Consider the following 13,897-nt stretch of genomic DNA (forward strand, 5'->3'; position numbering starts at 1 on the left):
CGGGGCAGAGAAGGATTCCGTCGTGGTCGCTCACCGTTCCCGTCCCCTCGTCGCGGGCACGCTCGCCGTGGTCCTCGTCGCCGCGCTCCTGGCCGCCGTCGGCTTCCCGGGTACGGCGCGCGCGGCGACACTGCCGGCCAACTTCCAGGAACGGACGCTCTTTCCCGGGCTGACGATGCCGACGAACGTGGAGTTCTCCCCCGACGGCCGGGTGTTCGTGTCGGAGAAGAGCGGGATCATCAAGGTGTTCGACTCGCTGACCGACACGACCGCGACCGTGTTCGCCGACCTGCGGCAGCAGACGTTCAACGGCTGGGACCGCGGGATGCTCGGCATGGCGCTGCACCCGGACTTCCCCGCCGACCCGAGGGTGTACGTGATGTACACCTACAACGGCGAGATGGGCGGCGCGTACCCGCGCTGGCCCTCCGCCGACGGCAGCAACGAGCAGTGCCCCGACCCGCCCGGCGCCAACAACGCCGGCTGCGTCGTGGCCGGGCGCATCTCGGTGCTGACACCGGCCGTCCAGGCGAACGGCGCGCTGCGGGCGGCCCAGGCTGCGGCCACCGCGCAGTCAACCACTGCGCAGTCGACCGCTGTGCAGTCGACCACCGAGCAGGTGCTGCTGGAGGACTACTGCCAGCAGTTCTCCAGCCATTCCGTTGGAACGATCGCTTTCGGGAACGACGGCATGCTGTACGCGGGCGGCGGTGACGGAGCCAGCTTCCAGTACGCCGACTACGGGCAGAAGAACAACGCCTGCGGTGACCCGCCCAAGGCCGCCGGTACGGCGCTGACGGCCCCGACCGGTGAGGGCGGCGCGCTGCGTTCGCAGGACCGGCGCACCCCGGCGGACCCGACGACGCTGGACGGGACGATCGTACGGCTCGACCCCGACACCGGACTGGCCGCGCCGGGCAACCCGACCACGACCGGCGACGAGAACGCCAAGCGCATCGTGGCGTACGGCTTGCGCAACCCTTACCGGTTCACGATGCGGCCGGGCACCAACGAGCCGTGGCTCGGGGACGTCGGCTACACCACCTGGGAAGAGATCAACCGGGTACCGTCGCCGACCACCGAGGTGCGCAACTTCGGCTGGCCCTGCTACGAGGGGAACGGCCGTACGGCGGGCTACGACGCCGCCAACCTCAACATCTGCGAGAACCTCTACGCGGCCGGCACGTCGGCGGTCATCGCTCCCCGCTACGCCTACAAGCACAGCGACAAGATCGTCGCGGGCGAGGACTGCGGTACGGGCAGCTCCTCGATCAGCGGGATGTCGTTCTACGCGGGCAGCACGTACCCGGCGCAGTACCGCAACGGCCTGTTCTTCACCGACTACGCCCGCGACTGCGTGTGGGTGATGAAGACCGGCACGGACGGGCTGCCCGACCGGACGAAGATCGAGACGTTCGCCACCAACTCGGGCGGCATCGTCGAGCTACAGCAGGGTCCGGGCGGCGACGTGTTCGGCGTGGACATCACCGGCGGGCGCGTCGTCCGGTACACCTACAACGGCGTCAACAACCCGCCGGTCGCCGCCATCAAGTCCGACGTGACCAGTGGGCCGCTGCCCCTGAACGTGGCGTTCGACGGCAGCACCTCCAGCGACGCCGACGCGAACGTACCGCTCACCTACGCGTGGGACCTGGACGGGGACGGCGCGTACGACGACTCCACGGCCGCCAAGCCCACCCACACGTACAGCACCAAGGGCACCTACACCGTCAGGCTCAAGGTGACCGACACCCGGGGCGCCGAGGACACGACCACCGCGACCATCACGGCCGGCTCCACTCCGCCGGTCGCGACGATCGAATCGCCCGGCTCCGACCTCACCTGGAAGGTCGGCGACCGCGTCCCGTTCTCCGGGAAGGCCATCGACGCCGAGGACGGCGCGCTGACGGGCTCCGCGCTGAAGTGGCAGATCATCATGCATCACTGCCCGAGCAACTGCCACACGCACACGATCACCGGGCAGGACGGCGAGAACGGCGAGTTCTCCGCGCCCGACCACGAGTATCCGTCCTGGATCGAGCTGCGGCTGACCGCCACCGACTCCGACGGGCTCAGCGACACCCGCAGCGTGGAACTGCACCCCAAGACCAGCACGATCACGCTGGCCGGCAACCCGCCCGGGATACCGCTGACCCTGCTGGAGAAGACGCAGGCGGCCCCGTTCACCAGTACGGTCATCACCGGCTCCACGGTGTCGATCTCGGCGCCCACGCAGACGCAGCTGATCGGCGCCAAGGTGTACGAGTTCGCGGGCTGGTCGGACGGCGGCGGCTCGGCGCACAACGTCACCGCGCCGGGCCCGGCCCTCACACTGACCGCCAACTACCAGGTGAAGACGAACTTCGCGCTCAAGCGCCCGGTGAAGGTGTCCAGCGTCGAGAAGGCGGGCCTGGAAGGGCCGAAGGCGGTCGACGGCATCCCGGCCAACCCGCCGCCGGGCACCCGCTGGTCCAGCGGCCGCACCGACACGCAGTGGATCGAGGTCGACCTCGGCTCGGTGCGCAGCGTCGGGTACGTGCTGCTGCGCTGGGAGGTCGCCTACGGCACGGAGTACCGGATCCAGACCTCGACCGGCGGCGGCGTCTGGACGACCGTCCACACCCGTACCGGCGGGGACGGCCAGATCGACGTCATCCCGTTCGCGCCGCGCGACGCCCGCTGGGTCCGCATGTACGGGATCAAGCGCGCCACCACCTACGGCTACTCCCTCTGGGAGATGGAGGTCTACGACCGCTGACCCGATCCGGCCCCGACCCGATCCGACCCGCTGATCCGATCCGACCTGCTGATCCGATCCGCCCCAATGACCCAAAATGGTTGACTGTGCGGGTGCGAATCGAAGAGCTCGTCGCGATCGGGCGGGTGCGGGCGGGTGCCCCCGAGGCGGAGGGGACGGTGCTGTACGACCGGCACGGGGTGCTGGTCGTACGGGTCGGGGACGTGGTCGTCAAGGCGCACCAGGCCGACCGCGACGGCGGGCCGCTGCTGGCGCGGCGGATGCGGGTGGCGGACGGGCTGCCCGAGCTGCTCCTCACTTCGATGGGGCCGCCGCGGGACGTCGCGGGCCGGGTGGTCACGCTGTGGCCGTACGGGGAGCCGGTGAGCCCGGACGGCGACCTTCCCTGGGAGGACGCGGGCCGGTTGCTCGCGCTGCTGCACGCCGTTCCGGTGCCGGAGGGAACGCCGAGCTGGGGACGGCCCGAACGGGTCGCGCGGCTCGTCGGTGAACTCGGGGACGGACCGGCCGCCGAGGTGATCCGGCGGGCGTACGCGACGCTGCCCGGCTGGATCCGGGGCGAGGATCCTCAGCCCGCTACGGAACGGACATTTCTCGTTCACGGGGACTGGCACCTGGGACAGATGGTGCGCGTCCAAAACACGTGGCGATTGATCGATGTGGAGGATCTGGGCGTCGGGGCTCCCGCATGGGACCTGGCCAGGCCCGCCGCCCTCTACTCCGCCGGGGTCCTCGTTCCGGGCGACTGGGACCGTTTCCTGGGCGCCTACCGGGCGTTCCGGGGGCCCGCCGTACCCGCCGAGGGCGACCCGTGGGAGGTCCTGGACGTACCCGCGCGAACTCTGGTGATCCAAATCGCCGCCACGTGCGTCAAATCGGCGCGGACGGGCGACCGGCCGCTCGACGAGGGCGAACAGGCGCTCGTCGACACCTGCTCCCGAATCTCAGCGACCGGCATCTCAGCAACCCGTACCTCAGCAACCCGTACCTCAACAACCTGAACTTCAGCGACCTGAAGCTCAGCATCCCGAACTCAGCGACCAGAATCTCCAGCATGGGGTCCACGGAATGACGTGGCGTTAATGCTGCCCTACATTTAGCCTCTACCTGGGGATCCATACCGGAAGGACGACAAGGCGATGCACTGTCCGAAGTGTCGTGGCGTGATGCGGACCTACACCCGCAACGGCGTCCACATCGAGCAATGTGACAACTGCCGGGGGATCTTCCTCGACTACGGCGAGCTGGAGGCTCTGGGCCGGATGGAGGCCCAGTACCGGGCCGCTCCGCCTGTCGCACCGCCGGCCCCGGCCGCACCCGCGTGGGGGGCCCCGGCCGCCCCCGCGGTGCACCACCACCACCACGGCGGCGCCGTGCACCACCGTCCGTACGGCGGCGGCGTTTTCCACATGCTCTTCTCCACCTGATCAGGCCATCCGGTCAGGCCGTCTGGTCAGGTCACCTGGTCAGGCTCCGGGGACGCGAGGAGCGGACTTCGGCGAAGGCCCGCGGGATCCACCTTCATTCGAGGAGGATCCCGCGGGCTTTCCGCTTTCCCTGCCTCTCTCTTCAAGGCACGGGTCTCGTCAAAGGCACGGGCGTCAGAGGCGCGGGTCCACCGGCTCGGACTCCAGCGCGAGGACGGCGAACACCGCCTGGTGCACGCGCCACAGCGGTTCGCCGCCCGTGAGCCGGGTCAGGGCCTCCTCGCCCAGCGCGTGCTCGCGCATCGCCAGCGAGCGCTTGCGTCCGAGGGAGCGCCGCCGCAGCCGGTCCAGGTGCTCGGGCTCGGTGTAGTCCGGGCCGTAGATGATCCGGAGATACTCCCTCCCCCGGCTCTTGATGCTCGGCTGTACTTTCCTGTCCTCGGGGAAAGGCCCCAGTGGCTTGACCACCATTCCCTCGCCGCCGTTCGCGGTGTGCTTCTCCCACCACTGGACGGCCGCCCCGACCGACTCGGGAGAGCCGAGCTCGACGATGTGCGACTCCGTCCGCTGGAGCAGTCCCGACGTGTCGGAGGCGACGAGCCGACCGAGCACCTCCATGTGCCAGTCGTGGCCGCGAAGGGTGGCCCACGCCGACGCCTCACCCGCCAGGATCTGGAACGGCGCGAGCCTGATCCCGTCCAGTCCGTCGACCGGCCAGCAGTAGTTCGCGTACGCGTCCCGGAACAGCTCGGCGTTGGCGGCGCGCCGGTCGACGCGGTCGCGCAGCCCCGCGATGTCCAGTCCGCGGCCGGCCGCCTGGGCGAGCGCGGCGGCGGCGACCGGCAGCGCGGCGCGGGCCGCCGCGCCGGTCGAGGCGTACTGCGTGCGGATCAGGTCCATGGCCTTGGCCGACCACGGCAGCAGCTCGCAGTCGAGCATCAGCCAGCCGGTCTCCAGCTCGTCCCAGAGCCCGGCGGCCCCGATCGCGGTCCGGACGCGTTCGAGCACCTCGACCGTACGGGCGGGGTCGCGGAAGAAGGCGCGTCCGGTACGGGTGAAGATCGCGCCCGTCGTGCCGTCGTCCACGCCGAACCGCGAGACGGCCACCTCGGCGTCGCGGCAGACCACCAGCACGGCACGCGAGCCCATGTGCTTCTCTTCGCAGATCACACGGTCGAGCCCCAGATCGCGGTACGAGCCGAACGCCTCGGCCGGGTGTTCCAGATAGCCGTCCAGCTTGGACGTATCTGCGGGCGCCATCGTCGGCGGCAGGTAGAGCAGCCAGCGCGGGTCGACCGCGAACCGGCTCATCACCTCCAGTGCGGCGACGGCGTTCTCATGCCGTACCGACACCCGGCCCATCAGCCGCGTCTCCACGCCTTCCGTGGCGAGCACGTCCTCGATCTTCAGGACGTCGCTCTCCCGGTGGCCGCCCGACGCCGGGGCCTCGGCCCCGGTCGTGAGCGGGCGGGTCGGCTCGTACCAGACCTGGCGCGCGGGCATCGCGACCAGCTCGCGCTCGGGGTAGCGCAGCGCGGTCAGCTTGCCGCCGAACACGACACCGGTGTCCAGGCAGATCGTGTTGTTGATCCACTCGGGGACGGGCACGGGCGTGTGCCCGTACACGACCATCGCCCTGCCCCGGTAGTCGCGCGCCCAGGGGTAGCGCACCGGCAGCCCGTACTCGTCGGTCTCGCCCGTCGTGTCGCCGTAGAGGCAGAACGAGCGGACGCGGCCCGACGCGCGACCGTGGAAGTCCTCCTTCAGCCCGGCGTGCGCGACCACGAGACGGCCGTCGTCCAACACGTAGTGGCTGATCAGGCCGTCCATGAACCGCAGCGCCCCGTCCCGGAAGTCGTCCGGCTCGGCGGCCAGCTGCTCCAGCGACTCGGCCAGCCCGTGCGCGACCTTCACCTTGCGGCCGCGCAGCGCGCGGACGAGCTTGGCCTCGTGGTTGCCCGACACGCACAGCGCCTGCCCGGCCGCGACCATGCCCATGACCAGGCGCAGCACGCCCGGACTGTCCGGCCCGCGGTCGACCAGGTCGCCGACGAACACCGCCGTACGGCCGCCGGGGTGGTTGGCTCCGTTCGCGCGGCCGAGGGCGTCGCGCTCGATCTCGTAGCCGAGGTCGCCGAGCAGGTCCTCCAGCTCGGCGCGGCAGCCGTGCACGTCACCGATGATGTCGAACGGGCCGGTCAGCTCGCGCTTGTCGTTCCAGGCCTTCTCGTACGTGATCGTCGCGGCGTCGATCGCCTCCACGCCCTCCAGCACGTACGAGCGCTTGAACTCGCGGCTCTGCAGCCCCCGCATGCCCCGGCGCAGCTCGCGGCGCTGCCTCGGGATGACGTGGTCGGGCAGCAGCCGGCGGTCGGGACGGGTCGCGTTGCGCTCGGCGGCGATCCGTTCGGGAACGTCCAGCACGATCGCGACCGAGAGCACGTCGTGCTCCTTGGCGACGGCCACCAGCGCCTCGCGCGCCTTCGGCTGCACATTGGTGGCGTCGACGACGGTCAGCAGGCCGCGCCGCAGCCGCTTGCGCACGATGTAGTGCAGCAGGTCGAACGCGTCGCCGGTCGCCGCCTGGTCGTTCTCGTCGTCGGACACCACCCCGCGGCAGAAGTCGGACGACACCACCTGGGTCGGTTTGAAGTGCTTGCGGGCAAAGTGCGACTTGCCCGACCCCGACACCCCCACGAGGACGACGAGGCCCATCTCGGGCACCCTGATGTTCGTCATCGTGCCTCTGCGGGTGGACGGCCCCTCACGCCCTCCGGCAAGAGCCTCGTTCATGCCCTCGCTTCCCTCGGTCATCGAGCCCTTGTGGGGGGACGACCCCCCACTCCCCCCGGGAAAAGCCGCGCTCACGCCCTCGCTTCCCTCGGTCATCGAGCCCTTGTGGGGGGACGACCCCCCACTCCCCCCGGGAAAAGCCGCGCTCACGCCCTCGCTTCGCTCGGTCATGCCGCCTCCTTCGTGAAAACACCCATCTGGGTGGGGGCGCCGACCTCGGGGTCGTCGTCGCCTACGGGTACGTACCGGAGCCGGTAGCCGTACGCGGCGGCGACCCGTTCGGCCCAGGCCGCGAACTCGGCGCGGGTCCACTCGAAGCGGTGGTCGGGGTGGCGCATCGCTCCAGGGGCCAGTCCCTCGTAGCGGACGTTGTACTCGACGTTCGGGGTGGTGACGAGCACGACCCGGGGCCGGGCGTCGCCGAACACGACACGTTCGACGGCACCGAGCCGGGGCGCGTCGACGTGCTCGATCACCTCCATCAGCACCGCCGCGTCGTACCCGCGGAAGCGCTCGTCGGTGTACGTGAGCGCGCTCTGCAGGATCTCGACCCGGGGCACCTGATCCGGCCCGTGTTGGCCGGCACCGTGTTGGCCGGCACCGTGTTGGCCGGCACCGTGGTCGTCGGGAAGGCCGCGGCGGTGCGCGATCTGGACGGCACGGTACGAGACGTCCACTCCGGTGATCTTGGTGAAGCGGTTGTCCTGCTTGAGCCGCGCGACCAGCTTGCCCGTGCCGCAGCCGAGGTCGATGACCCGGCCGGCGCCCTCGGCGTACAGGGTCTCCAGTACGGCCTGGATCCGGCGTTCGGCCAGCGGTACGGGCGGCGGCGCGGCCTCGTGCTCGGGATCGGGATCGGGCGCGCCGGGCTCGGCGGCGGTCAGGTCGATCGCGGGCGGCTCCTCGTCCAGCGGATCGCGGTCCAGCTCGTCCTCGGGCGAGCCGTCGCTGTCGGCGAGCCGGCCGAGCGCGGCGCGGACCAGCTTGCGCCGGTCGGCCAGGTAGCGGCGGATGATCGCGGCCCGGTCGGGATGCCCGGCCAGCCAGCCCTCGCCGGCCCGGATCAGCTTGTCGACCTCGTCGGGCGCGAGCCAGTAGTGCTTGGCGTCGTCCAGGACGGGCAGCAGCACGTACAGCTGGTTGAGCGCGTCGGCCAGGCGCATCTCGCCGGTCAGGCGCAGCGTCACGTACCGCGAGTCGCCCCACTCGGGAAAGCCGGGATCCAGCGGCACCCGGGTCGCCTCGACCCGCCAGCCGAGCGGCTCGAAGAACCGCTCCGCCTGGTTCCGGCCGCCCCTGCAGGGCAGCGCGGGCAGCACGATCTCCAGCGGCAGCGCCGACGCGGCCAGCTCGGGGCGCAGGTCGCAGCGGCCGCGCATGGCCGTACGGAACGTGTTCGCCATCGCGGACGCGAGCAGGGACGACGCCGCGTAGGGCCGGTCGTTGACGTACTGGCCGAGGGAAAAGTCGGGGGTGTTCTTGGCCCGGGTACGCACGAGCGCGACCGGGTCGACGTCGAGCAGCAGCGCCGCGGTGCAGCGCTCCTCGCCCGCTTCCGGGTAGAAGACGTGCGCGGTACCGAAGGACTGCCCGAACGTCTGCACCCGGTCGGGGTGCTTGTGGAGCAGGTAGCCGAGATCGGCCGCGGGGGTCGCCGTCGTGGTGATGGTCAAAAGCACGTGCACAGTGTGGCCGACTTCGCGCCGTATCCAAAGAGAATTCTGCCCGATAAGGGTTTAGCCCCGAAAAGGAGTTGGCACCGCTCCCGGGCGACCGGAACAATGCCCGTCAAATGAGCAGACATCCGCGGCGCTCGACCGCACAGGAGACCGTGGCCATCCTCGATCGCGGCGCCTACACCGCCCCCTCGGGCCGTACCGTCGACATCGCCGGGGCGCTCGAGCGTTCCGTGCGCGGCACCGTCCTGCACACCCCGTCCGAGCTGCACGCGCCGTCCGACCTGCACAGCCCGTCCGAGTTCACGGCCCTGCCGGACGGCCAGGCGGGCGAGACCCGCATCGAGGTCACCGGCGAGACGACGCTGGCCGCCGCGCACCGCCTCTACGGCGACGGCGAGATCCCGCTCGCGCTCAACTTCGCCTCCGCGAAGAACCCCGGCGGCGGGTTCCTCAACGGCGCGCACGCGCAGGAAGAGGGACTGGCCCGCTCGTCAGGGCTCTACTCCTCGCTGCTTTCGGCACGCGAGTTCTACGACTTCCACCGCGAGCAGCGCGACCTGCTCTACAGCGACCACATGATCTACTCGCCGGCCGTCCCGGTGATCCGCGATGACGCCGGGCTGCTGCTGGAGGAGCCGTTCGAGGTCGCCTTCCTCACCTCGGCGGCACCGAACCGGGGCGCCATCAAGGACCCGGACAAGCTCGAACTGCTCCCCGCCGCGCTGCGGCAGCGGGCCCGCAAGGTCCTCGCGGCGGCGCTCGCGCACGGGCACCGGCGGCTGGTGCTCGGAGCCTGGGGCTGCGGGGTCTTCCGGAACGACCCGTACGAGGTCGCCACCGCGTTCGCCGAGCCGCTCACGCCGGGCTCGGGCGACTTCGCCGGACGGTTCGAGCACGTCGTCTTCGCGGTGTGGGATACCGCCAACGGCGCGCCCCGGCAGGTCGCGTTCGAGGAGGTCTTCGCCGGCCTCACCGGCTGACCCCCGCAATGGCTCCCCGGCCGGCGCGGACCGTCCCTCCGGGGACGGCCCGCGTCCGGTTCAGAGCCTTTCAGATCAGAACCTTTCAGAGCTTCGCCATGACCTCGGAGGCCAGCAGCTCCAGGTGGTCGAGGTCGTGCAGGTCCAGGACCTGCAGGTAGAGGGTCTCGGTGCCCAGCTCCGCGAACCTGCCGATCTTGTCCTGCAGCTCGGCGGGCGTCCCCGCGAGCCCGTTCCCGCGCAGCTCGGACACCTCGCGGCCGATCGCTCCGGCCCGCCGGGCGAGCTCGGCCTCGTCCTTGCCGCAGCAGACGACCTGCGCCGCCGAGTACACCATCGGTTTGGTACGCCCCGCGTCACGGCAGGCCGCGCGGACCCGGTCGTACGCGGCGCCCGTGTCGTCCACTTGGTGGAACGGCACGTTGTACTCGTCGGCGTGGGCGGCGGCCAGGCGCGGAGTGCGCTTGGCGCCGAACCCGCCGATCAGCACCGGCGGCCCCTCGGGCCGTACCGGCTTGGGCAGCGCGGGCGAGTCGGCCAGCGTGTAGTGCCGGCCGTCGTAGTCGAAGGTCTCCCCAGCCGGGGTCCGCCACAGCCCGGTGATGATCTCCAGCTGCTCCTCCAGCCGCTCGAACCGCTCGTTCAGGCTGGGGAACGGGATCCCGTACATGGTGTGCTCGGCATCGAACCACCCCGTACCGATCCCGAAGTCGACCCGGCCGCCGCTCATCTGGTCGACCTGCGCGACCGCGATCGCCAGCGGCCCGGGCAGCCGGAACGTGGCCGCGGTCATCAGCGTGCCGAGCCGGATCCGGCTGGTCTCGCGCGCCAGCGCGCCCAGCGTCACCCAGGCGTCGGTCGGCCCCGGCTCCCCGGACACGTCGCCCATCTTCAGGTAATGGTCGGAGCGGTAGAAGGCATCGAAGCCCAGGTCCTCGGTGGCCTTGGCGACCGACAGCAATGTCTCGTAGCTGGCCCCCTGCTGGGGCTCGGTGAAGATCCGTAGACGCATACGTCCATCCTCGTACAGAAATCCCGGCCGGAAACACGTGGGCATGGCGCCTGCGTCCCCGCGGACCGTAACGGCAAGCTGCCGGTCAGGTACATACCGTGACGAGACCATCGCGGGGTTGAATCGGACCATGGTGAATGAGGCGATGTTGAATCAGGCAACGACGATTTTCGGTGTCGACTACTCATGGGGCCGTCCTGACCCCGCCGCCCTCAAGCGCGCGGACGTGGAGTTCGTGTGCCGCTACCTGTCCCACGACACCACCGGCAAGAACCTCACCCGCGACGAGGCCGAGCGGCTCTCCGAGGCCGGCCTGTCCCTCGTCGTCGTGTGGGAGACCACCGCCCGCCGCGCCCTGGCGGGCGAGGGCGCGGGCATCGACGACGCCCGGCACGCCGAGCGCCAGGCCAACGAGATCGGTATGCCCGACGACCGGCCGGTCTACTTCGCGGTCGACTTCGACGCGCAGCGCGAGCACCAGGACGCGATCCACGCCTACCTGGACGGCGCCGCGAGCGTGATCGGCCGCGACCGCGTGGGCGTGTACGCCGGGTACGGCCCCGTCAACCGCGCCCTGGACGCCGAGAAGGCCGAGTGGGCCTGGCAGACCTACGCCTGGTCGGGTGGCAAGTGGGACGAGCGCGCCCACATCCAGCAGTACTCCAACGGCCACGAGCTCGACGGCGTCAGTGTCGACCACAACCGCGCCACCCAGGACGACTACGGCCAATGGCGCCTCGACGCCTAGGGCGGTCACCGTTGGCCAGGACTGCAAACTGGGCCGAGACTGCAAACTGGGCCGGGACTGCAAATCAGCCCATGGTGAGGAGGACGACCGCCGTCCCGACTCCGGCGAGTCCGGCGGACTGGGCCAGGGACAGCCGTTCCCGCAGCAGGACGACCCCCAGCAGGACGGGGATCGCCGGATACAGCGATGACAGCACCACGACCACGGAGACGAGCTCCGTCCGCGCCGCCACCATGAAACAGACGAGCGCCAGCGCGGCCAGGCCGCCGGTCAGGGCCGCCCATGGCACCAATCTGATCGGCATGCGCCACCCGTCCCGCATCATGGGCAGGATGACCAGCGCCGCCGCGCACCGTCCGGCGACGACGGGCCAGAGCCCGGCGCCCGCCTCCGCCTGGGCGAGCGCGAAGTACTGCAGGCCGATCCCCGCACCCGCCATGAGCGCGTCCGCGGTGGCCGCCCGGGTGACGGTCCCGTCAGGCGAGGAGTCCCGCGAGACCAGCCAGAGCGCCGGCAGCACCGTGGCCACGCCCAGCCAGGCGAGTACCGACGGCCTGTCGCCCAGGAGCACCACCCCGGCCAGCACGGGCAGTGCCAGCCCGTTCAAGGCGCTGACCGGTACCACCAAGCTCATGGCCCCGCGCGCCATGCCGCGGTAGAGGAAGACCATTCCGACCCCGGTTCCCACGCCCGACAGCGCACCCCAGGCGAGGTCCGCAGCGTCCGGCGTCCCGGTGCTGACGAAAGGCGCGGCCACCAGCGTGAACACGAGCCCGCCGAGCTGTCCGGCCATCGCCACGACTACCGCGTTGGCCCGGCGGGACAGCAGCCCACCGGCGACGTCCGCGATGCCGTAGAAGACCGCCGAAGCCAGCGCGAGCAGCGGCCCCATCAGCCGGGATCCTCACTCTGCGCCTCTCCCTGCGCCTCTCCCTGCGCCTCTCCCTGCGCCTCTCCCTGTGCCCCCCTCTGTACCTCACTCTGTGCCTCACCGGCGGTCGCCGCCCTGGCTCGGGCGGCGGCGCCCACGGGGCAGATGGCGCCGGCCGTGCAGGCCGCACGGTCGCACATCCGGCACATGAGGTCGGCGTCCCCGACGTCGTCGTACAGGCGGGAGAGCAGCCGGGACAGCAGGTCCGCCAGCGTTTCCTGGTCTTCTGCGGGCAGGGCGGCGAGCGCGGCGGACACGGGTGCGTCTCGAGCGGCGAGCAGGGCGCGTGCGGTCGCCTCGCCTTCGCCGGTGAGGCGTACGTCGACCGAGCGGCCGGGGCCACGGGTACGTTCCACCAGGCCTGCGGCGGAGAGGCCGTCCACCATGCGGACCGCCGCGGACTGGGTCAGGCCGACGCGGCGGCCCAGATCCGTCACGGCGAGCCCGTGCCTACCGGACAGCGTGATCAATGCCGCCGCCCCGCTGGGACTGATGCCGCCGGCCCGGTCTGCGGCGAGGATCAGATCCGTGATCACCAGGGCCGCCGCGCCGAGGAGGTTGGCCGTACGAAGGCTGCCCGTACCAGGGTCGGCCGTGCCAAGCTCGGCCGTACCAAGGTCGGCCGTACCAGCGTTGCCTGTATCAAGGTCGGCCGGACGACTGCCATGCATGAGTCATGCATAACCGTGGAGAAGGCGCCGAAACGCCCAAAAAGGCCGGGGCCTTGCGAGCGGCCCCCTGCGAAACTTCACTGGGACGATGGAGCTCAAGAACCGGATGAGCAGAGACCGCGCCCGGCTGGCCTACCAGGTGCGGTACGCGGCGCGGCATCCCGCCCGGATCGTCCCGTACGCGCGCAGGCTCGCGCGCGACACCTGGCTGCGCGCGCGGGCCCGCGACCATGTGGCCTACTACCGGTCGGTCATGCGTTCCGACACGTCCCGGAGCCCGTACGGCGCGGTCGGGACCGCCGATCAGGACCGCTGGGCGGCGATCGGGCGGCTGCAGTTCGCCTACCTGGTCGAGCACGGGCTCAAGCCGTCCGACCGGATGCTGGAGATCGGCTGCGGCAACCTGCGCGCGGGCCGCCTCTTCATCGAGCATCTGGAGCCGGGCCACTACTACGGCGTCGACATCTCGCCCGACATCCTGTTCGCCGCCGAGGACACAATCGCCGCGTACAAGCTGCAAAACAAGCTGCCCCACCTGACGCCGGTACGGGACCTGCGCCTGGACTTCCTGCCCGAGGGCCACTTCGACGTCGTGCACGCGCACAGCGTCTTCTCGCACTCCCCGGTCCACGTCATCGACGAGTGCCTCGCCAACGTGGGGCGTGTCCTGGCGCCCGGTGGTTTCTTCGACTTCACGTTCAACCGCACGGAGGGCGGGGAGCACCATGTGCTGCGTGAGGACTTCTACTACCGGACCACCACGCTGATCGCGCTGGCCAGGAAGCACCGTCTGGAAGCGCAATTCATGGACGACTGGGAGCACGGCAACAAGCACAAGCAGTCGAAGCTACGCATCACCCTCGGTTAGCCGGCACTCGGTTAGCCAGCACACGCGGTT

General features: G+C 70.8%; 11 protein-coding genes. 6 read left to right on the forward strand and 5 right to left on the reverse strand.

Features of this window, described 5'->3' with window-relative positions:
• Window positions 1-22: 22 nt before the first annotated feature.
• The 3 genes from ACH34Q_RS08125 (at window position 23) to ACH34Q_RS08135 (ending at window position 4,185) form a co-directional block, all read left to right on the forward strand.
• Complete coding sequence (locus tag ACH34Q_RS08125) at window positions 23-2,758, forward strand: PQQ-dependent sugar dehydrogenase (protein WP_395982160.1); 2,736 nt, start codon at window positions 23-25, stop codon at window positions 2,756-2,758.
• Window positions 2,759-2,850: 92 nt separating this feature from the next.
• Window positions 2,851-3,759: a phosphotransferase family protein gene (locus tag ACH34Q_RS08130; RefSeq protein WP_395982161.1), complete on the forward strand. Its 909-nt coding sequence runs from the start codon at window positions 2,851-2,853 to the stop codon at window positions 3,757-3,759.
• A gap of 138 nt (window positions 3,760-3,897) precedes the next feature.
• Entirely contained in the window at window positions 3,898-4,185 is a 288-nt protein-coding gene (locus ACH34Q_RS08135) for a zf-TFIIB domain-containing protein (RefSeq protein ID WP_395982162.1), read from the forward strand.
• A gap of 174 nt (window positions 4,186-4,359) precedes the next feature.
• Here the strand turns inward: ACH34Q_RS08135 and ACH34Q_RS08140 are convergent, their stop codons facing one another.
• Both ACH34Q_RS08140 and ACH34Q_RS08145 read right to left on the reverse strand, forming a co-directional pair.
• Window positions 4,360-6,924 carry a polynucleotide kinase-phosphatase gene (locus ACH34Q_RS08140; RefSeq protein WP_395982163.1) on the reverse strand — a complete coding sequence of 855 codons (2,565 nt, stop codon included), beginning with the start codon at window positions 6,922-6,924 and terminating at the stop codon, window positions 4,360-4,362.
• Window positions 6,925-7,145: 221 nt separating this feature from the next.
• Entirely contained in the window at window positions 7,146-8,657 is a 1,512-nt protein-coding gene (locus ACH34Q_RS08145; RefSeq protein ID WP_395982164.1) for a 3' terminal RNA ribose 2'-O-methyltransferase Hen1, read from the reverse strand.
• Between the two features lie 113 nt (window positions 8,658-8,770).
• On the opposite strand from ACH34Q_RS08145, the gene ACH34Q_RS08150 reads away from it, so the two are divergent.
• Window positions 8,771-9,637 carry a TIGR02452 family protein gene (locus ACH34Q_RS08150; RefSeq protein ID WP_395982165.1) on the forward strand — a complete coding sequence of 289 codons (867 nt, stop codon included), beginning with the start codon at window positions 8,771-8,773 and terminating at the stop codon, window positions 9,635-9,637.
• Between the two features lie 85 nt (window positions 9,638-9,722).
• Here the strand turns inward: ACH34Q_RS08150 and ACH34Q_RS08155 are convergent, their stop codons facing one another.
• On the reverse strand, window positions 9,723-10,649 hold the full coding sequence (locus tag ACH34Q_RS08155; protein WP_395982166.1) for an LLM class F420-dependent oxidoreductase: 927 nt from the start codon (window positions 10,647-10,649) through the stop codon (window positions 9,723-9,725).
• Between the two features lie 145 nt (window positions 10,650-10,794).
• On the opposite strand from ACH34Q_RS08155, the gene ACH34Q_RS08160 reads away from it, so the two are divergent.
• Window positions 10,795-11,397, forward strand: coding sequence for a DUF1906 domain-containing protein (locus tag ACH34Q_RS08160; protein WP_395982167.1), 603 nt, complete (start codon window positions 10,795-10,797; stop codon window positions 11,395-11,397).
• A gap of 64 nt (window positions 11,398-11,461) precedes the next feature.
• On the opposite strand, the gene ACH34Q_RS08165 is transcribed toward ACH34Q_RS08160, so the two are convergent.
• Entirely contained in the window at window positions 11,462-12,289 is an 828-nt protein-coding gene (locus ACH34Q_RS08165; protein WP_395982168.1) for an EamA family transporter, read from the reverse strand.
• Complete coding sequence (locus ACH34Q_RS08170; RefSeq protein ID WP_395982169.1) at window positions 12,289-12,999, reverse strand: MarR family winged helix-turn-helix transcriptional regulator; 711 nt, start codon at window positions 12,997-12,999, stop codon at window positions 12,289-12,291. Before ACH34Q_RS08170 ends, ACH34Q_RS08165 begins: the two co-directional genes overlap by 1 nt.
• Window positions 13,000-13,087: 88 nt before the next feature.
• Here ACH34Q_RS08170 and ACH34Q_RS08175 point away from each other — a divergent pair, with 88 nt between their 5' ends.
• Window positions 13,088-13,867 (forward strand): class I SAM-dependent methyltransferase, encoded by a 780-nt coding sequence (locus tag ACH34Q_RS08175; RefSeq protein ID WP_395982170.1) that lies wholly within the window; start codon window positions 13,088-13,090, stop codon window positions 13,865-13,867.
• Window positions 13,868-13,897: the final 30 nt, after the last annotated feature.

It is taken from the genome of Actinomadura sp. 9N407 (assembly GCF_044326315.1).
In the GTDB taxonomy this organism is placed as follows: Bacteria; Actinomycetota; Actinomycetes; order Streptosporangiales; family Streptosporangiaceae; genus Spirillospora.